At 59.3% G+C, this 18,035-nt stretch carries 17 protein-coding genes and 1 pseudogene; 11 read left to right on the top strand and 7 right to left on the bottom strand.

The genetic code is table 11. The features are described 5' to 3' along the window. Window positions 1-66 precede the first annotated feature (66 nt). The 8 genes and pseudogenes from M0D65_RS16310 (at window position 67) to M0D65_RS16345 (ending at window position 7,878) form a co-directional block, all read left to right on the top strand. Window positions 67-2,409 (top strand): cytochrome P450/oxidoreductase, encoded by a 2,343-nt coding sequence (locus M0D65_RS16310; protein ID WP_266253610.1) that lies wholly within the window; start codon window positions 67-69, stop codon window positions 2,407-2,409. A gap of 135 nt (window positions 2,410-2,544) precedes the next feature. Further along, window positions 2,545-3,492: a prolyl aminopeptidase gene (pip, locus tag M0D65_RS16315; RefSeq protein ID WP_266253611.1), complete on the top strand. Its 948-nt coding sequence runs from the start codon at window positions 2,545-2,547 to the stop codon at window positions 3,490-3,492. Further along, window positions 3,493-4,194 carry an AIM24 family protein gene (locus M0D65_RS16320; protein ID WP_266253612.1) on the top strand — a complete coding sequence of 234 codons (702 nt, stop codon included), beginning with the start codon at window positions 3,493-3,495 and terminating at the stop codon, window positions 4,192-4,194. 48 nt (window positions 4,195-4,242) lie between these two features. After that, entirely contained in the window at window positions 4,243-4,368 is a 126-nt protein-coding gene (locus M0D65_RS16325) for an entericidin A/B family lipoprotein (protein ID WP_133116979.1), read from the top strand. Beyond that, window positions 4,365-5,093: a hypothetical protein gene (locus M0D65_RS16330; protein WP_266253613.1), complete on the top strand. Its 729-nt coding sequence runs from the start codon at window positions 4,365-4,367 to the stop codon at window positions 5,091-5,093. Before M0D65_RS16325 ends, M0D65_RS16330 begins: the two co-directional genes overlap by 4 nt. A 207-nt stretch (window positions 5,094-5,300) precedes the next feature. Continuing rightward, a pseudogene (locus M0D65_RS16335) lies at window positions 5,301-6,437 on the top strand (cysteine desulfurase family protein); the annotation flags it as partial. A 56-nt stretch (window positions 6,438-6,493) separates the two neighbouring features. Further along, on the top strand, window positions 6,494-7,192 hold the full coding sequence (locus tag M0D65_RS16340; protein ID WP_266253614.1) for an MBL fold metallo-hydrolase: 699 nt from the start codon (window positions 6,494-6,496) through the stop codon (window positions 7,190-7,192). Window positions 7,193-7,299: 107 nt separating this feature from the next. After that, window positions 7,300-7,878, top strand: a complete 579-nt coding sequence (locus M0D65_RS16345; RefSeq protein ID WP_266253792.1) for a GNAT family N-acetyltransferase — start codon at window positions 7,300-7,302, stop codon at window positions 7,876-7,878. A 69-nt stretch (window positions 7,879-7,947) separates the two neighbouring features. On the opposite strand, the gene M0D65_RS16350 is transcribed toward M0D65_RS16345, so the two are convergent. Genes M0D65_RS16350 through M0D65_RS16365 form a run of 4 tightly spaced genes read right to left on the bottom strand, consistent with a single transcriptional unit; the run spans window position 7,948 to window position 10,639 of the window. Then, the gene (locus tag M0D65_RS16350) at window positions 7,948-8,136 is read right to left on the bottom strand and encodes a hypothetical protein (protein WP_266253615.1); all 189 of its coding nucleotides are present in this window, start codon (window positions 8,134-8,136) and stop codon (window positions 7,948-7,950) included. 40 nt (window positions 8,137-8,176) lie between these two features. Further along, the gene (locus tag M0D65_RS16355) at window positions 8,177-9,145 is read right to left on the bottom strand and encodes an oxidoreductase (protein WP_266253616.1); all 969 of its coding nucleotides are present in this window, start codon (window positions 9,143-9,145) and stop codon (window positions 8,177-8,179) included. Window positions 9,146-9,186: 41 nt separating this feature from the next. Then, entirely contained in the window at window positions 9,187-9,555 is a 369-nt protein-coding gene (locus tag M0D65_RS16360) for a VOC family protein (RefSeq protein ID WP_266253617.1), read from the bottom strand. A 4-nt stretch (window positions 9,556-9,559) separates the two neighbouring features. After that, the gene (locus M0D65_RS16365; protein ID WP_266253618.1) at window positions 9,560-10,639 is read right to left on the bottom strand and encodes a zinc-binding dehydrogenase; all 1,080 of its coding nucleotides are present in this window, start codon (window positions 10,637-10,639) and stop codon (window positions 9,560-9,562) included. Between the two features lie 138 nt (window positions 10,640-10,777). On the opposite strand from M0D65_RS16365, the gene M0D65_RS16370 reads away from it, so the two are divergent. Then, complete coding sequence (locus tag M0D65_RS16370) at window positions 10,778-11,734, top strand: AraC family transcriptional regulator (RefSeq protein WP_266253619.1); 957 nt, start codon at window positions 10,778-10,780, stop codon at window positions 11,732-11,734. A gap of 3 nt (window positions 11,735-11,737) precedes the next feature. Here the strand turns inward: M0D65_RS16370 and M0D65_RS16375 are convergent, their stop codons facing one another. Continuing rightward, window positions 11,738-12,619 carry a LysR family transcriptional regulator gene (locus M0D65_RS16375; RefSeq protein ID WP_266253620.1) on the bottom strand — a complete coding sequence of 294 codons (882 nt, stop codon included), beginning with the start codon at window positions 12,617-12,619 and terminating at the stop codon, window positions 11,738-11,740. A 130-nt stretch (window positions 12,620-12,749) separates the two neighbouring features. On the opposite strand from M0D65_RS16375, the gene M0D65_RS16380 reads away from it, so the two are divergent. Then, a complete protein-coding gene (locus tag M0D65_RS16380; protein WP_266253621.1) occupies window positions 12,750-13,913 on the top strand; it encodes a C45 family peptidase in 1,164 nt (387 codons plus the stop codon). Between the two features lie 38 nt (window positions 13,914-13,951). Here M0D65_RS16380 and M0D65_RS16385 read toward each other — a convergent pair whose 3' ends face one another. Next, complete coding sequence (locus tag M0D65_RS16385; RefSeq protein ID WP_266253622.1) at window positions 13,952-16,216, bottom strand: hypothetical protein; 2,265 nt, start codon at window positions 16,214-16,216, stop codon at window positions 13,952-13,954. Window positions 16,217-16,781: 565 nt separating this feature from the next. Between M0D65_RS16385 and M0D65_RS16390 the strand changes: the two genes are divergently transcribed. Next, entirely contained in the window at window positions 16,782-17,330 is a 549-nt protein-coding gene (locus M0D65_RS16390) for a DinB family protein (protein ID WP_266253623.1), read from the top strand. Here the strand turns inward: M0D65_RS16390 and M0D65_RS16395 are convergent. After that, window positions 17,302-17,943 carry a DsbA family oxidoreductase gene (locus M0D65_RS16395; RefSeq protein WP_266253624.1) on the bottom strand — a complete coding sequence of 214 codons (642 nt, stop codon included), beginning with the start codon at window positions 17,941-17,943 and terminating at the stop codon, window positions 17,302-17,304. The two genes, M0D65_RS16390 and M0D65_RS16395, sit on opposite strands and share 29 nt — an antisense overlap. Between the last annotated feature and the right edge of the window lie 92 nt (window positions 17,944-18,035).

The following is an 18,035-nucleotide window of genomic DNA, read 5'->3' on the forward strand; positions in this document are numbered from 1 at the left end:
ACGAATGCGTGCATCGTCGTTGGCGTATGATACTGACGCAAATAAGGGGCAATCAGGAGACATCGGATGAGCGACGCTATCAATCCGAACCGTACGGCGTCGTGTCCGTTCCATGACAATACAGGCAGCCCGCCGTCAACATCAGACGGCTGCCCGATCAACCACCGCGCCGCCGAATTCAATCCATTCGAAGACGCCTACCAGCAAGACCCACCCGAATACGTCCGCTGGGCACGCGAACAGCAACCGGTTTTCTACAGTCCCAAGCTCGGCTATTGGGTCGTCACGCGCTTCGACGACATCAAGGCGATCTTTCGCGACAACATCACGTTCAGTCCGTCGATCGCGCTCGAAAAAATCACACCGACCGGACCCGAGGCAAACGAAGTGCTCGCCTCATACGGCTATGCAATGAGCCGAACGCTCGTCAACGAGGACGAGCCGGCCCATATGCCGCGTCGTCGCGCACTGATGGAGCCGTTCACACCCGAGGCGCTCGTGCATCACAAGCCGATGGTGCGCCGACTGGTACGCCAGTACGTCGACCGTTTCATCAACGACGGCAAAGCCGATCTCGTCGATCAGATACTGTGGGAAGTCCCGCTTACCGTCGCGCTGCATTTTCTGGGTGTGCCGGAAGAAGACATGGACACGTTGCGCAAGTATTCGATTGCGCACACGGTCAATACGTGGGGACGGCCCAAGCCCGAAGAGCAGGTTGAAGTCGCGCAGGCTGTGGGCAAATTCTGGCAGTTTGCTGGAAATGTCCTCGAGAAGATGCGGAGCAATCCGAACGGGCACGGCTGGATGCAATACGGCATCCGCAAGCAGAAGGAACTGCCCGAGGTGGTGACGGATTCGTATCTGCATTCGATGATGATGGCCGGCATCGTGGCCGCGCACGAGACCACCGCGAATGCCACGGCGAACGCGCTGAAGCTGCTGCTTCAGCACCCACAGGCATGGCGCGATATCTGCGACGATCCACGTCTGATACCGAACGCGGTCGAAGAGTGTCTGCGGCACAACGGCTCGATCGCTGCATGGCGACGTCTTGCGATCCGCGATGTCGTGATCTCCGGCATCGAGATTCCTGCAGGATCGAAACTGCTGATCGTCACGTCGTCGGCGAATCGCGACGAACGTCAGTTCGCCGGCGCCGATCTGTTCGATATCCGTCGCGAGAACGCCAGCGACCATCTGACGTTCGGCTATGGCTCGCATCAGTGCATGGGGAAAAACCTCGCCCGCATGGAGATGCAGATTTTCCTTGAGGCGTTCACACGCCGGTTGCCGCACATGCGTCTTGCCGAACAGCGCTTTAGCTACGTGCCCAATACGTCGTTTCGCGGCCCCGAGCATCTGCTGGTCGAATGGGACCCGGCGCTGAACCCCGAGCGAAACGATCTATCGGTGCTGCGACCGCGCACGGCGGTGCGTATCGGCGAGCCTTCCGCACATGCAATCAGCCGTCCTGTCGTCGTAACGTCCGTCATCTACGCCGGAGCCGACATCGTGCGCGTCAAGCTTGCGTCGCGCGACGGTCGGCCGCTACCTCGCTGGACGCCGGGCTCGCATATCGACGTCGAGTGCGGCGATACCGGCATCTCGCGGCAATATTCGCTGTGCGGCGATCCGGCTGAAACGGAGACGTTCGAAATCGCGGTGCTTAAAGAGCACGATAGTCGCGGCGGCTCGGTATGGCTGCACGACACCGTCAAGCCGGGCGTTTTGCTGCACATACGCGGTCCTCGCAATCACTTTCGACTCGACGAAACCGCGAGGCGGGTGGTTCTGGTTGCCGGCGGTATCGGCATTACGCCGATCAGCGCAATGGCACGGCGCGCGAAAGAACTGGGTATCGACTACGAAGTGCATTTCAGCGGACGTACGCGTGCATCGATGGTGCTGCTCGACGAGCTCTCCGCGCTACATGGGGATCGCCTGCGTGTGTATGTGTCCGATGAAGACACGCGTAACGATTTCAGCGCGCTACAGGTCGACGCTGCAACTCAGGTATATGCATGCGGTCCGGCGAATATGCTCGATGCACTGGAGCAAATAGCCACGAACTGGCCCGACGACACGCTAAAAATCGAGCATTTCGTCTCGTCGATCGGCACACTCGATCCGGACCGCGAGCACGCGTTCGAAGTGGAACTCAAGGACTCAGGGCTCGTCGTGACCGTAGCTGCCGATCAAACATTGCTCGCCGCGCTGCGACAGGCGAATGTCGACGTACAGAGCGATTGCGAGGAAGGATTGTGCGGCTCGTGCGAGGTGCGCGTTCTGGCCGGCGAAGTCGATCATCGCGACGTCGTGCTGACGAAAACCGAACGGCAGTCGAATACGCGAATGATGGCCTGCTGCTCGCGCGCGCAGGGCACGAGGCTTACGCTGGAGCTTTGATGCCGGGCACACGTCACCCTAGTCGGGCGAATTGAGCTGACGGACTCTGCGTTCGTCCCCGGTGGTAAAGTTCTCCCCCGTATCGCCATACGTTGCGCACCTTGCAGGAAGTCTTCGCGAATTAAGGAAAAACTCTTGTACCCACCTATTGAACCCTACGAACACGGTTTCCTCGACACCGGCGATGGACATCGCGTGTATTGGGAGTTGTGCGGCAACCCTAACGGCAAGCCGGCGATTTTTCTCCACGGCGGCCCAGGCGGCGGATGTAGCGAGGACCATCGGCGGCTGTTCGATCCGGCGCGCTACAAGATCATGCTGTTCGACCAGCGTGGCTGCGGTCGTTCTACGCCGTACGCGAGCCTCGAGAACAATACGACCTGGCATCTGGTAGCCGATATCGAACGGCTGCGTGAGCTGACAGGCGTCGAGAAATGGCTGGTTTTTGGTGGCTCGTGGGGTAGCTCGCTGGCGCTTGCCTATGCCGAAACCCACCCGGAACGCGTGAGCGAACTGGTGGTACGCGGCATCTTCACGCTGCGGCGCGCCGAGTTGCTCTGGTACTACCAGGACGGTGCGTCATGGTTGTTCCCCGATCTCTGGGAGGAATATCTCGCGCCGATTCCGGTTGCCGAGCGGGGAGACATGATGGCCGCCTATCGCCGCCGCCTGACCGGCGACGATGAAGCCGTGAAGCGCCAGGCGGCTCGCGCGTGGAGTTTATGGGAAGGGCGCACCCTGACGCTGTTGCCGAGCCCTGAATTGAAGGAGCATTTCGGCGACGAGGAATTCGCTATTGCGTTCGCCCGGATCGAGAATCACTATTTTGTTCATCAGGGGTTTGTGGAGGAAGGGCAACTGCTGCGTGACGCCCATCGCCTCGCGAATATTCCCGGGGTGATCATTCAAGGCCGTTACGACGTGGCGACGCCGGCGCGCACTGCGTGGGATTTGTCGCGTGCGTGGCCCAGCGCGAAATTCGAGCTGATTCCGGACGCCGGTCATGCTTTCAACGAGCCCGGCATTCTGCGCGCGCTGATCGCGGCGACGGACGGTTTCGCAAACTCATCGACAGGTCGATAAATGAATCAGCTGCCCCGGCTCTTGCCCACCGCTGCAACCGACGAAACCTTCGGGGGCGTGACTTACCACATCGGTGGTGAACTGGTGCCGGTGTTGTCGGTTGATGTCTCGAACACGCCGGTTTACTTCGAGCATCACATCCTGCTCTGGAAAAACTCGAACGTTCGCATTAGCATCAAGCCGCTCAAGGGCGCGGTGAAACGCATGCTGGCCGGCATGCAGGTGTTCGTTACCGAAGCAAGCGGCGATGGTGTTATCGCGTTCAGCCGCGACGGTGCCGGCCACGTTGTGCCGATTCATCTGCGCGCGGGCGAAGAGCTTCATGTGCGTGAGCATCAGTTTCTTGCCGCGACCGAAAGTGTCGAATACACGTTCGAGCGCGTGCGCGGCATCACCAATATGTTCCTCGGCCAGACTGGTTTTTTCATCGACAAGTTTCGCGGGCATCGCGAGGACGGCGTGCTCTGGTTGCACGGATACGGAAACGTCTTCGAGAAAGTGCTGGCCGCCGGCGAGACGATCGATGTGGAGCCCGGTGGCTGGCTTTACAAGGATCCGGGCGTGAAGATGGATACTGCGGTGGACAGACTGTCGAGCGGTCTTTTCGCAGCGGGCTTCAACTTCATCGTGAACCGGTTCACGGGCCCGGGTCGCGTCGGCATCCAGTCGATGTACGTGAATAACTCGACGAGCGACCGGTAAGGAAAACCGAGGCTCGCTATCATTTAACTTTGCAAACGGGAGGTAGGTATGTTGGTACGTTTTGTCATGCTGCTGGCGGTGGGTGCTTCGATTCTTTTGACTGGCTGCAATACGGTGGCCGGTGCGGGGCAGGATATTTCGAACTCGGCTCGTACGGTTCAGAAGGCGCTTTGATCGCGGGCGGTAAGGTGGCGGGGTGGTGGTCGGCGTGCTGCCGCCTCGCGATCGCCGTGCTCGAGGTGTGGTCGGCCCAATGCCATGCGTCGACGTATTCATGCCGGCAGGAACTGCGCGCCCTGATTGTCCCGGCGCTCAGGGATACCGCATTTCCAAAGACGGATATCCAGGTCGAGTTGCCGGAAGTGACATACAAGAACGCAGATGCGTCGAAACCCCTGTACAGCGTCCAACTCTTTGTGCCAGCAAACAGCCCGGAGAACCCGAACCGGGAACTCACCATCGGCTGGGTGAATCTGGATGTCGCGAAACTGCGAGTCTATGACGTAACACGGAATCCCGATCGTCCAGATGTGTTGAGCGTAGACGCGAGCAGATTCCGCGATTTCGTGTCGAAATGCATGGCGGGCGCGAATCGAGACCCTTCGTCCTGTGAAAAGCTGAGCGGCTTCGCATCAAAGAAGGGCGTGCTGATTCCCGGTAACGAGGCGGGCAGATTGGTGACAGGAGCCGGTCGCCTTCAGTTCTATTCGGCTCCCGACGTGTCATGCAGAATGAGCGGTGTCTTCATCCTCGAAGGTGAGACAGTGGATGCCTATTCCGAGTACGGAAACTTCACCGCGGTCGGCTATCTGAACGCAAAATCGAACGGCCCAGTAACCGGTTGGGTCAGGTCCGATCGACTGAAACCCGATGGCGTCGGGATTGCTCCCCGGCAATAATCCGGCGAAGCAACGGCTGTAGGCGGAAACTGCTTAGGGTACGTTCGCAATTCGAATGGCACCGCATTGGTAGAAAATAAATCTACCGGTACGCCATTTTATATCGTCCGTGTTCTGCAAATCGACGAATTCGTGGATTTCTTTGGGACGTTTTTCTACGTGTGCTTCCGTACAATTTAACGCTCCAGCGACCTCTACAAACCGACGATGAGCACCCACCTGCATTACTTCGACTACGCCGCCACCACGCCCGCCGATCCCCGAGTGATTGCTTCGATGGTCGAGTGCCTCGGTATCGACGGCGCCTTTGCCAATCCGGCTTCGACTTCCCACCAGGCGGGCATGCGGGCACGCAACCTCGTCGAGGCTGCGCGAGCGGAAGTTGCGGGTGCGATCGGTGCGCGACCCGATGAGATCGTGTGGACCTCGGGTGCAACGGAGTCGAATAATCTCGCGCTGAAAGGCTTCGCCGATTCGGCGGCGCGCCCGGGACATATCGTCACGAGTCGTCTGGAACACAAGGCCATTCTCGATACCGTGGCCAGCCTCGAGAGCCGGGGATGGGCGGTGAGCTACGTCGATCCGGATCAGCACGGCGCCATCACCGTCGAGGCGGTAGCCGGCGCGATGCGACCAGATACAGGCATCGTCTCGCTGATGCTGGTCAACAACGAAATCGGCACGCTGACGGACATCGCTGCCATCGCCCCGATCGTGCATGCAGCCGGCGCATTGCTGCACGTCGACGCTGCCCAGGCGCTGGGCAAAACGCCCATCGATGTCAAAGCGCTCGGCATCGACCTGATGTCGATTTCCGCACACAAGGTATATGGGCCTAAAGGAATCGGCGCGTTGTACGTGAGTTCGGCGGCGGCGCAACGGATCGCGCCGCAGATGCACGGCGGCGGGCACGAGCGCGGCTTACGTTCAGGCACGCTGGCGACACACCAGATTGTCGCGATGGGAACAGCGTGTGCAATCGCTAAAGCAGAGATGGACGCGGATACGCAGCGAATCGCGAGGCTCAGCGAACGTCTGCTGGCTGGTGTATTGTCGCTGGACGGCGTTCGACACAATGCGCGGAACACGCTTCGCATTCCGCATACGCTAAGCCTGACCATCGACCACTCTGGCTTCTTCCCATTTATGCTCGCTAGCGATCTTGCCGTTTCGTCGACTTCGGCCTGCAACTCCGCGGCCGGAACGCCGTCGCATGTTTTGAACGCAATCGGACTGAGCGATCAGGCATCGTCCAGAACGATCCGCTTCAGCCTGGGCCGCTTTAGCACAGAGGAAGACGTCGACTGGGCCATCGCCAGCATCCGGCAGGTCGTCGAGCAATGCATGCCGGAAGCCGCCGGTGTGTCTGCTTTTCCATCGGTTTGAGCACTACGTCGGACATGCTGTTTCATCAATTCTTCGATTCCGCCTCAAGCACCTACACCTATGTGCTCGCCTCCCGTGCAGGAGGCGAAGCGCTCATCATCGATCCCGTCAAAGAGCATCTGCATGCGTATCTGGGCATCATCGAGCGTCTGGATCTGCGCCTCGTTCATGCGATCGACACGCATACGCATGCCGACCACATAACCGCGCTCGGCGATCTTCGCGATGCGACGCGTTGCTGCACGATCATGGGTGAGCGATCTAAAGCAGAGTGTGTGTCGCGACGTGTCAGCGAAGGGGAGGTTTTGCGCGCGGATGGGATTCAATTGCGTGCGCTCTACACACCCGGTCACACGGACGAGTCGTTTAGCTTCGTGTTGAACCCCGATGCGCCGGCGGCGGTGTTCACAGGGGATGTGCTTCTGATCGGCGGGACGGGGCGCACGGATTTTCAGGGTGGCGACGCCGGGCAATCGTGGGATTCGATCGTCAACAAGCTTTTTACGCTGCCGGACATTACGGTCGTCTATCCCGCTCATGACTATCGAGGGCGAACGTCGACGAGCATCGGCGAAGAGAAGGTGGCGAACCCACGTATAGCGGGAAAATCCAGGGCCGAGTACGTCGAGATCATGAACGGCCTGAATCTCGCCGATCCGAAGATGATGGATGTCGCCATTCCGGCGAATCTGCGGTGTGGGCGGCGCGATTAAGCGGTCGGTCTCGACATCGCTGTTACCGCCTAGCCCGATACATGCAGTTGTCCGTTGAGGACTCGCATGTTCAAATACCCCGATCTACTTCCGGTTCCTGCTCCCTCATGCCATTCTTCGAGCCCATCACGCTGACCACTCCACGCCTTGTTCTGCGGCCGCTCTGCCACGAGGACGTGCAGGCAATGTTTGCCATCTGGTCGGATGCAGAGGCGATGCGCTACTTCGCATTTCCGGCGATGACGCATCTGGATCAGGCAACGGATCGTATCGAGCGCAAATTGAAGGTATCCGCTAGCGGCCAGGATCTGGTTTGCGTGCTCGAACTGCGGGCAACCGGCGAAGCAATCGGCACTTGCGATCTCTTTCACGTCGACGAGCAATGCCGGCGCGCGGAGATAGGCTTTAGCCTGCGACGCAAACATTGGCGAGGCGGGTATATGACCGAGGCAGCTTCCGCGGTGCTCGAGCACGCGTTCGGCCAAGCGGGTTTGCGCAGGATAGAAGCGGATATCGATCCCCGCAATACCGCTTCGGCAGGGCTGCTCGAACGGCTCGGTTTTCTCCACGAAGGCCTGTTGCGCGAGCGCTGGTTAGTCGGTGACGAAGTTTCAGATAGCGAACTGTATGGGCTGCTTGCGAGGGATTATCAGTCTCGCAAGGCCAGTGGCCCTCGCGAGGCGTAAGAATTCCTCGCAAAGGTCGCGCGAAGCATGGCTAACGGTTTTCAACACTAGCCACCAGCTCTGGATCCCTTACCGTTCGGCAACAAGCCATCCCTGCGCGTCGGCCTTCATCGTGCGTTCAAGTTCGCTACCGCGAGTCGCAAAAACACGCCCGACAGGAAAACCGCTCTTTTCCAGCAGACACGCGAGTGGCGCATATTGAAAGAGCGTACGCAGCAACTCCCACTCGCCCATGTCCCGATGGATCCAGCCTGTCATGAGGTCGCAAATCTGCAGTCGGTCTTCTGTTGTCTTCACATCACAACTCGACACCCGTCAGCGCTTCACTGAGCGCCCACAACTGCTCGGCCATGACTTGATCGATTGCCCACGGCAGCACGCCGTCCATCGCTGCGTGATCCGCGGGCACAGCCGCCGCAATGTCCGCGTTCTCGCAATAGACACCTCCGATTCCATCGAGCGCAGGGCTCGTCGCACACCACACCGTCGTCGCCGCACCCTGCGGCACAGTCTTGTACAACCGGCGCTGTTCTTCGGGTATTTCGCCATCCTTGTTGCGATACCCGAGCACCTGAAGTTCCTGCATCGTGATGAACCGCTGCAGATCGGTCTCGATCCGGCCAGGGTGTACCGCAAACGCTCGAACACCATGCGGCTCGCCACGGCGGTCGAGTGCCACGGTGAACAGCACGCCAGCGGTTTTGGACTGCGCATACGCGATCCACTTGTCGTAATCACGGCGTTCGAAATTTGGATCGTCGAAATCGAATGCGGCACGTCGGTGTGCACCGGACGACAACGTTACGACACGTGCATGGCCCAAGCGGATCAGCGCAGGCCAGAGTCGCGCCGTAAGCTGAAAATGCCCCAGATGATTCGCGGCGAACTGGGACTCATAGCCTCGCGCATCGCGTGTCAGCGGCACGGCCATGATGCCGGCGTTGTTGACGAGCAGATCGAGCGAACGTCCGCTTGCGACAAACTTTTCTGCGAACGCATCGATCGAAGCCGGATCGAGCAGATCGATCCGCTCGACCTCGGTATGTGTGATGTCTTTTAACGCTGCTCGTGCTTTGTCCAGTGCCCGTGCGGGAACGATCACCGTGGCGCCAGCTTGGGCGAGTACACGTGTCGTCTCGAGTCCGATACCCGAGTAGCCGCCGGTGACTACCGCTGTCTTGCCGCGCAAATCGATACCGTCGATCACCTGCGCGGCGGTGCTGGTCGAACCGAACCCGGAGTGAAGCGGTGTTTGTCTGGCTGCCATCTGGTTCTCCTGAAGTTGAGGTGCGTATATTGCCGCCGCAGTTAGAGCGGCTGGTCCGCCTGGTAATACTCGACGACGAGCCCGTCCGGATGTCGCGCGGTAAAATTCCGGCCGCCTGGCGCAGCACGCGTTTCATGCAAAATTTCCGCACCGAGAGCACGCAACTGCGACATGAACTCGTCGAGCGAATCGACGATAAACGCGGCCTGCGGCTCACGTACCGATGCCAGTGCTTCCGCAGTGCCGGCCAGCACAATGACGCCACCTATCACCGCGACCTCGATGCCGATCGAGTCGAGCCGGATGCGTCGTTCGCACGGTTGTGCCTGAATCGCCTCGTAGAACGCGACGGTGCGTTCGAGTCCTTCCGGCTTCACGTAAATACGCAGAGTCTTGTGCAAAATCCGCATGGATTTACTCCTCGTGATGATCGATGACGACGCATTCGAAATTGCTCGCATGAGCTGCCACCGCCATCGCCTCCGGCAATGCGCTGAGCGGATAGACGCGTGAACGCAGCAGGTTCATATCGAGCAGACCGCTACGAAGCAGATCGAGCAACCGCCGATACGCATCGCGCGGGTACATGAACTGACCGAGAATCTCCCAGCCATTGAGCATCAGCTCCGTGTAGGGCACGGGCAACGGCACGGTCATGCTGCCCATCAGCACGAGCCGGCCGCCTTTCATCAGGCTGCGTAGTGCGCAGAGCGTCATGTTGGGATCGCTCGCGTTGCCGACCATATCGAAGGCGAGATGCGCGCGGCTGCCGCATGCGGCGCGAATGGCGTCGGTATCGGTGGTGCTGTCGCCGGTCGCGGCGACCGTTTTAACGCGGCCAGGAGCCAGTTCGCCGAGCGCTTGCAACGCAGCGGCATTGCGCCCAACCGCGACGACCCGTGCCGCACCCATTGCCAGCGCGACCATAACGGCAGCGGTGCCGTACGCGCCGGTGGCACCGGAGATCACGAGCGTTTCGCCGGCCATGAGTCGCCCGCGCAACAATCCGCCGAACGGCACGATGCAGCGCATCGTCATGGCGAGCTGCACGGCATTCAACTGGGGAAGATCGTCGGCGGGTGTCACTGCGCTTGCCGGAAACAAAGCGTATTCAGCGAGCGTTCCGTCGGGCCAGTCCGCCTGCATACGATGCGCATCCGCTCCGTTGGCCGTCACGCCGATCAGTATCTCCGCGGGGTCCTGAATGTTTTCCTGGGCGACGAAATGCGATGACAAAACGACACGCTGCCCAGGCTTCAGATGCCACACACCGGGACCGACCGCGTGCACGTAACCGACACCGTTGCCGCCGGGAATGAAGGGACGTTCCGGCACGTGATAGATCGGTAGTTTTCCGTCTACGTAATCCTTCATATACGACATCAACGACGATGCATCGATGCGCACGACCACACCGCCAGTACGCGGTTGGGGAATGGGCCGATCAACAAGGCTGAGCATGCCGCCCAGACGTTCGAGTTGCCACGCTTTCATGGGGTGTCCTTGCCTGCATTGAGGCGGCAACAGACCGCGAATGGGTCATCGGCCGCCGTTTGACTGGCAACCATGATCGCGCAGCGGGATGATCGTGGCTATAATCAAAACGGCCTTATTCTTATTCGATCGTACACAATGGACGCTTTGTCAGACGTACTCTCGATGCTGCGCGTCAGCAGCGCGCTGTCGTCGCGGTTCGAGGGCCGGGGTGCATGGGCTTTCCGCTTTCCGGCATACCAGCACGTCAAATTCGGCGGCGTGCTTGAAGGTCGCTTCTTTCTGTGGATCGAGGGTTCGAAAGAGCCGCTTGCGTTGCAGAAGGGCGATTTCTACATGCTCACGGACGGTCAGCCGTTCTGCTCCGCGAGTGTCCTGAGCCGGCAACCGATCGACGGGCCGGCGACCTACCGATCGATTCGCGGCAGCGACGGCGTGGTTCGCTATCAAGGTGAGGGTGACGAGGCGAGCGTCAGTCTTGCGAGCGGGCGCTTCACCTTCGAAAACGACGTCACCGATTTGCTGCTCAGACACTTACCCCCGTTGATCCATCTACGCGCAACCGATCTCGGCACACACGCGTTAGCGAGCGTGCTCGATCTGCTGAAATGGGAAACCAGCGACCTGCACGCGGGTGCCGATGTCGCGCGCAGCAGCCTTGCAGCTTTGGTGCTGGTTCATGTGCTGCGCGTGTACCTGGCCTCGACGCGCCAGCCGGAGGGCTGGTTGGGCGCACTGGCAGATCCGAAGATTGGCGGCGCGCTATCGATGATTCACGCAAAGCCTGGCGAACGCTGGACCGTCGATAGCCTCGCATCGGCCGTGGGCATGTCGCGCACTGCATTCGCCCAGCGCTTCAGACGTCAGGTGGGTAGTGCGCCCGTCGAATATCTCGCGCAATGGCGCATGACGATTGCGCGCTCCGCGTTGAAGCACTCGGAGGAATCGCTGACGGAAATTGCGGAGCGTATCGGTTACCTGTCCGATACGGCGTTCAGCATTGCGTTCAAACGTTCGACAGGACTGAGCCCAGGGCGCTTTCGTGCGGATGCTCGCGGGCAGCGCGACAAGGCAGTCGAAAACAATTTGGCTTGAAGCTCAAGCCTGAATTAGCGCCTGCACAAGCTGCCCTCGCAAAACCGACGTGATATGCGGCTGACGATGCCCCTCGAGAATGCCAATGACACGCCGCCATCCCGGAACCGGCAGCGGCAGCACATCGAGCAACGTATCCTTCGACCACTGAACGTGCCTGAGTTGCGGCACGATCGACACGCCGACATTCTGCCGAACCAGTTCGATGATCGCCGCGATGGAATTCACTTCGAGCACGTCGTTGGTTTTCACGTGCATGCGTCGCAGTACACGCTCCACATTCGCGCCCGTCAGCGAACGACGCTCGAACCGGATGAACGGTTGCGCTTGCAGAAGCGCTAGCGAATCTTCGTCGGCGGACCGGATCAATGCGCTTGCCAGCAGCACCAGTGGTTCGTCATAGAGCGGTGTCCAGCGCTCCGACGTCGTGTCGGCACGCACCATCTCGACAGCCAGTGCACCATCGATCTCGCCGCTACGTACCCGGCGCAGGAGATCGGCGGAATCTCCGAACACCAGACGCACATTCAACTCGGGATAGCGCGCCTTTAACGCGATCACATTGTTCGAAAGAAATCCCATTGCCGAGCCCGTTGCGCCGACCGTAATCGAGCCCGCGAGGTTGTCGGTGGTATCGGCGCCGAGTATCAGCGAGTCGTAAGCGGCGACGACACGACTTGCGTGAACCACCAGCGCGCGACCGGCTTCATTGAGCCGGATCATCCGGCGTGACCGGTCGAATAGCGGGCGGCGACATTCCTCTTCGAGCGTTCTCATCTGTTGTCCAACGGCTGCTTGCGTCAACGCCATGCGATCGGCAGCAGCGGCTAGCGAGCCGTATTTCTCGACCGCGAGAAAGGTGCGTAGTGTGCGGATTTCACTCATCTTCGTCTCGCAGGTAGCCTGTCATGCCGGCAATTCTAAAGTTTTGGTTTATCAAACAGAAACAAAAATGCATTTTTATTTTTGCTTTCGGAAGCTCAGAATTGCGGCACACCTTTCGTGACGAACAACCATGCAAACGATCGCTCCTTTTCCCTTTGTTTCCGTGACCGGCGGCGCCTTCGAGCGAGGTCGCCAGTACGGCAAACAGGCTGCCGGCCGGATTCGCAAAAGCGCCGACATGTATGGGCGTACGCTTGAAAATCTTGGCTATAGCGCGGCATCTCGAGACAAGTTGATCCTGTCGTTCGCAAAGAGCATCGGTGAATTCGGCGCGCATTATCTCGACGAAATGCACGGCATCGCCGAGGGCTCCGGTGTGCCGTTCGCGGACATCGTGATGATCAATGCGCGTACCGAAGTGTTGGCTAAAGCGCGTGCGGAGGGCGTCTCTGCGGTGAATGAAGAAGGCGGCGATGGATGTACCGGCGCGTTGATTCTTCCCGAGCGATCGGCGACAGGGCGCCTGATTCACGGGCAGAACTGGGACTGGCGCGCCGACTGTGTCGAAACCGGCGTTGTCCTGCGCGTGCATAACGACGACGGTCCCGACTTCCTCACGTTCGTCGAAGCGGGCGGCCTCGCGCGCAGCGGACTCAACAGCGCCGGGGTATCGATCACCGCCAATTATCTGGAGTCTTCACGTGACTTCGAAAGCCTTGGTGTTCCGTTGTCGCTGCTGCGTCGTAGCGCGCTCGAGCAGTCCGTTTTCGCGAACGCGTTGAAGATCGTGGCAACGACACCGAAGTCCTGTTCGAACAACGTGATGCTCGGTATGGCGGAGGGCTTTGGCATCGATCTCGAGTGCGCGCCCGATGAGCATTTCCCCATCTATCCCGGCGACGATCAACTGATCGTGCATGCGAATCATTGGGTCAGTCCGGTCGCCCGATCGAAGCTCGTCGATACGGGTTGCGAGAATTCACCGGATAGTCACTATCGCGACTGGCGCGTGCGCAAGCTGTTGAATCAGTCGGAGTTGATCGGTCGAGAGGAACTCAAGCAGGCGCTGTTCGATTCATTCGGCACACCGTTCGCGGTGTGTCGCCCGCCAAGACCTGGAACCCGCCATTCGACGACTGCAACGGTGGCGATGGTCGTCATGGAGCCCGCGCTCGGCGAGATGGACGTGGCGCCGCTGCCGGCACTGAACCGCACGTTCACGCGCTATAGCCTGACGGCGGAGCCGGTTCGGCTGGATGACCAGGATTCGAATCATCCAGCCGGGAGTGCCTGAGCGAACTGCTGCACTCGCCAAGTGTGAATCGTTACATCCTAAGGGGCGATATAGACGCCGTTCATGGTGGCGTAGGTACCCGACAACTTGGTCACGGTGATGGTGTGCTGGCCCCGAGTCAGCAATGGCGACGTATAAACAGCTACGTTGGAGTGTCGCTCGCCATCGGCGGGGACAGTATTCACGACTTGTTGCGCGCCACCGTCGATAGCGATACCAAGGTTGCCCTGATCGATGTATTGCTCACCGAAGACCTGGATAGCCGTACCGGTAAACGACATGGTCATCGTATCGCTGTTGTTCATCGTGTAATGAAGGTCATGCAGGTAGTCATAGAAGGACGACCGGTTGTTGACCGCTTGCCATGAACCGCTGTAGGTGATCTGCGATGAATTATCGCCAATGCGACCATTGATGCTGCTTTCCGTGATGGCGTCGCGAATTCTTTTTCGTCCCGCATGATCGAGCAAGGTTGAGGGAATGTCCGACATGGCGGTGATGGTGACGTTGCCGCTGTCGTTGCTGGCATCGACAGGAAGCGGCGGACAGGTGTTGTAATCGTTCAACGCCGCATCGACATAATTCCCGGTGATCCAGAAGTGCCCTGTGGGCTCGCATCCGCCCTGGACAGATTTGAATGGGCCGATCGAGTTAAAGGAAGCATTGCCCTTCCAGTTGATCCACTCCGAACCGGCATCGTCGTAGTAGGTTCTCATGACGTTATTGCTGTTGTAAGCGACATTGCCGGTCACCTGCATACCATGAGCCAGAGTGGCTACCGGGTCGATCGTCACGCCATCGGATTTGTACTGATACTGCGCCTGATGACCTTCGATATATATCGCGCCTCCGTCGGTCAGCCCTTCCATGTAGTCATGCAACAGATTGTCGCTGAGGGTATTGCTGTCATTGATGTTGGTCGAGTTGTCAGGATGAGCAGAATTGTCGACGTGCCCCTGGATGACACCGGCGGTAATGGCCGAGTAGGGCACGTCGTGAATTTCGTTTTGCGTGACAACGGTCTTTCGGCCGAACAGCAAGGTGATGCCGCATGCGGAGGGATAGTCGGTGCCGACGTTGTGAATCAGGTTACCGATGATCTTGTTATCCCTCATGATCTCGTTTGCACCGATCACATCGTTTGCCACCAATGCCAGATCGGGATTGCAGTTCTGCTTGATAACCGCGGCGTCCGATGAATGAGTGGGAGTCGGGTCGGACGTGCAGCCCATCAAGATCCCCGTCGAAGCAATCGAGGCGAACTCGTTGTTGCGGATCAGGTTGTTCGACGATCCGTACATGAACGCGAGGCCCGCGCCTCCAAGATCGATGAAGCGATTCCCGGTGAACGAAATGTGATTCGATGCGCTGAAACTGACGTTGGCCAGCGGCTGCGTCAATGCGCCCCAGGGACACGAACCGGCAGGGCTGGAGAAATTGCACATGCCCTGATTGCCGCCCGTGGTCGTCATCCGCAGATTGCTTTGAACGTCGGCAAATCCGGCCGCGGTAGATGGATCGTTCCACGTCGCGTAGGAAAACTGCAGGCCGGAAAACGTCACGTCATGCAAGGGGTGGGCTAGCGATCCCGCGCCCTGAACGAGGGTCTCCAGGCGAGGAAGCTCCACATCCAGTGCTGCGATCTGCTGCCCGGGTAGGGGCTCGTAGTAAAGGACATTCGCCCTCGAATCGAGAAACCACTGGCCTGGCTGGATCAAGGCCTGGGCATTCTGAATCGACGACGGCATCGTGCTCGAATTCATCGATGGGAGACCGCCGCTGGGCTGTGCGAACGAGACCCGGCTGGTGACATTGGTCCAGCAGGGCTGCGCCATGGTCAGCGTGCCGTTCGAATAGTTCGTTACCCTGCAGCGCGATTCAGTCCAGGCGCCGTTGCCCTGCGTAAAGACAAACTCGAGATTGGCAATCTGCGCTGCATTCAACCCGGCGAACCAGGTCATGGCCACGCTGTCGTTAGCGATGCTGTAGCCCGTTGCCGAGCCTGTCCATCCGCCGAGAAATCCAAGCTGGTCGGGCGTTTGTTGTGCCACGAGTGCGGGCGCGCCGTTGATGTAGAGCTGTCGGGAGTTGCTACCGGCTGGCGCGGGCGCCGACCATATGCCGCTGGTAACCGATTGCGACCATCCTGTGACCTGCGTCGCGCCGGAGATCACCGGGTGCGCACCGGTCATCGCTCTCCACACGACCGGGTGACCAGGCGTTCCGGAATCTGCGGGACCGAATTTCAACGGGCTCGCGAGCCGGTATATGCCATCGGCAAGCTGAACCTGCACGTCGGTCACACCAGAAGACCGTCGGGATCTCACGGCCGACTGGGCGCCGCTCAGATCGCAAGGGGCGCTTCGCGAACAGTCGCCCGATGACCCGGATGGACCCGCATATAGCATCCTCGACGCGGTATTCGAGGTGCTCGGCGATGCGGCGTTTTGCGCAGCCAGTTCGGCTCTCGACTGACTTGTGCTATCTCCATCGCCTCCACAACCTGCCAGTACCACGCTAATACCAACAACCACCGTTCGAAATAATCTGTACATCACCGCCGACGAGCGTAGCGGGGCGTTGCCCTTCACTGAACTGACTGGAGTCATGGGGTGTTCCCTCTGTTCGTGATCGCGCCGACATTACATTTATCGATAAAGGGGTGTGGCTAGTTCTCGGATTTTGATGTTGAAGTTCGCGTATGAATAAACAATTCATACGCGAACGCTATCTTAAGTGCGACGCACCAAGACATTAGGGTTTTTGCTGATCCCTATTCGTCGTTCTCGATGTCTGGAAGTCCGCACAGCCTGCTAACGTCAGGCTCTCTATCAAACCCGAAGCAACACACCATTCTGGAAAGCCACAATGAGTGCACGAGCGCTTCTGATTTCTCTATTCCGCTACAAGGCATGGGCCGACGAAGGGCTGATTGCGGGGCTGGCCAGGCTTGAGGAAAAGTCGCCAAACGACGAGTACTACACGGCGGTTAGCATCCTCAATCACGCCTACATCGTCGATCAGATTTTCGTCGCGAATCTTCAGCGCGTGCGGCACGCCTATACGAACACAGGTACGGCCGAGGCGCCGAAACTGGACGATTTATCGAGTGCGATCAAGGAAACGGATCAGTGGTATATCGCGTACGTTGAACGTCTGGACGAGACGGAACTCACCGAAGCGATTGAGTTTCGCTTCACAGACGGAGCGCCTGGGCGAATGTCGCGCGAGGAAATGCTTGGACATGTCGTCACGCATGCCGGATACCACCGCGGTGAAGTCGGCCGAATCTTGACTCAGCTCACTACGTCCTCACCGCGGGACACTTTCACTGGCTATCTGCACGAAGTCGAGCCCGCGCGTCGTGCTTTGCCGGGCGAACGGCACACTACGCTTCCGACAGAACACGCTCGATGATCTGCTCGAACGCTTCCACCGGTTGCCCGCCGCTCACCAGGTAGCGATTGTTGAAGATGAACGCAGGCACCGACTGAATACCCATTTCCTGGTATTTGCGTTCTTCTGCGCGAACCTCGTCGGCGTACTGTCCGCTTTGCAGCACACCGCGCGCGTCTTCCGCATCGAGCCCTACCGATTGCGCCGCTTCGACAAGCACTTCGTGATTGCTCGGGTCTTTACCGTCGGAATGATAGGCGCGCAGCAGCGCCATTTTGAGCGGCACCTGCTTGCCCTGAATGCCGGCCCAATGCATCAGGCGGTGTGCATCGAACGTGTTGTAGACGTGATCGCGCGATCCGAACACGAAGCCGACGCTCGCACCGCGCTCGCGGATCATCGCTTGCGACTCGGCGATCTGTTCCGGTGTGCGTCCATATTTTTTGCCGAGATAGTCGACGATGGCTTCGCCACCGGGTCCCATCTGCGGATTCAGTTCGAACGGATGCACGGCGATTTGCGCGTCGACTGTTTCGTCGAGGCGCGATAGTGCGAGCTGGAGCGAAGACAGGCCGACTGCGCACCATGGGCAGGCGACATCGGAGACGAGATCGATGGTGATGGTTTGTTTCATTGCTTTCCTGACGGGATAACGTGCAGTGCAGCCGGGCTGGCATCGCACTGAATTTCCGCACAGGTTAGCTCGAAACGCCGATTCTTGCAGTG

Source organism: Paraburkholderia sp. CHISQ3 (assembly GCF_030464945.1).
GTDB classification, from domain to species: domain Bacteria; phylum Pseudomonadota; class Gammaproteobacteria; order Burkholderiales; family Burkholderiaceae; genus Paraburkholderia; species Paraburkholderia megapolitana.

Coding starts and splice junctions, on each gene's coding strand:
- M0D65_RS16310 (WP_266253610.1), top strand. CDS start 67: ATGAGCGACGCTATCAATCCGAACCGTACGGCGTCGTGTCCGTTCCAT.
- M0D65_RS16320 (WP_266253612.1), top strand. CDS start 3,493: ATGAATCAGCTGCCCCGGCTCTTGCCCACCGCTGCAACCGACGAAACC.
- M0D65_RS16325 (WP_133116979.1), top strand. CDS start 4,243: ATGTTGGTACGTTTTGTCATGCTGCTGGCGGTGGGTGCTTCGATTCTT.
- M0D65_RS16340 (WP_266253614.1), top strand. CDS start 6,494: ATGCTGTTTCATCAATTCTTCGATTCCGCCTCAAGCACCTACACCTAT.
- M0D65_RS16345 (WP_266253792.1), top strand. CDS start 7,300: ATGCCATTCTTCGAGCCCATCACGCTGACCACTCCACGCCTTGTTCTG.
- M0D65_RS16350 (WP_266253615.1), bottom strand. CDS start 8,136: ATGACAGGCTGGATCCATCGGGACATGGGCGAGTGGGAGTTGCTGCGT.
- M0D65_RS16355 (WP_266253616.1), bottom strand. CDS start 9,145: ATGGCAGCCAGACAAACACCGCTTCACTCCGGGTTCGGTTCGACCAGC.
- M0D65_RS16360 (WP_266253617.1), bottom strand. CDS start 9,555: ATGCGGATTTTGCACAAGACTCTGCGTATTTACGTGAAGCCGGAAGGA.
- M0D65_RS16365 (WP_266253618.1), bottom strand. CDS start 10,639: ATGAAAGCGTGGCAACTCGAACGTCTGGGCGGCATGCTCAGCCTTGTT.
- M0D65_RS16370 (WP_266253619.1), top strand. CDS start 10,778: ATGGACGCTTTGTCAGACGTACTCTCGATGCTGCGCGTCAGCAGCGCG.
- M0D65_RS16375 (WP_266253620.1), bottom strand. CDS start 12,619: ATGAGTGAAATCCGCACACTACGCACCTTTCTCGCGGTCGAGAAATAC.
- M0D65_RS16380 (WP_266253621.1), top strand. CDS start 12,750: ATGCAAACGATCGCTCCTTTTCCCTTTGTTTCCGTGACCGGCGGCGCC.
- M0D65_RS16390 (WP_266253623.1), top strand. CDS start 16,782: ATGAGTGCACGAGCGCTTCTGATTTCTCTATTCCGCTACAAGGCATGG.
- M0D65_RS16395 (WP_266253624.1), bottom strand. CDS start 17,943: ATGAAACAAACCATCACCATCGATCTCGTCTCCGATGTCGCCTGCCCA.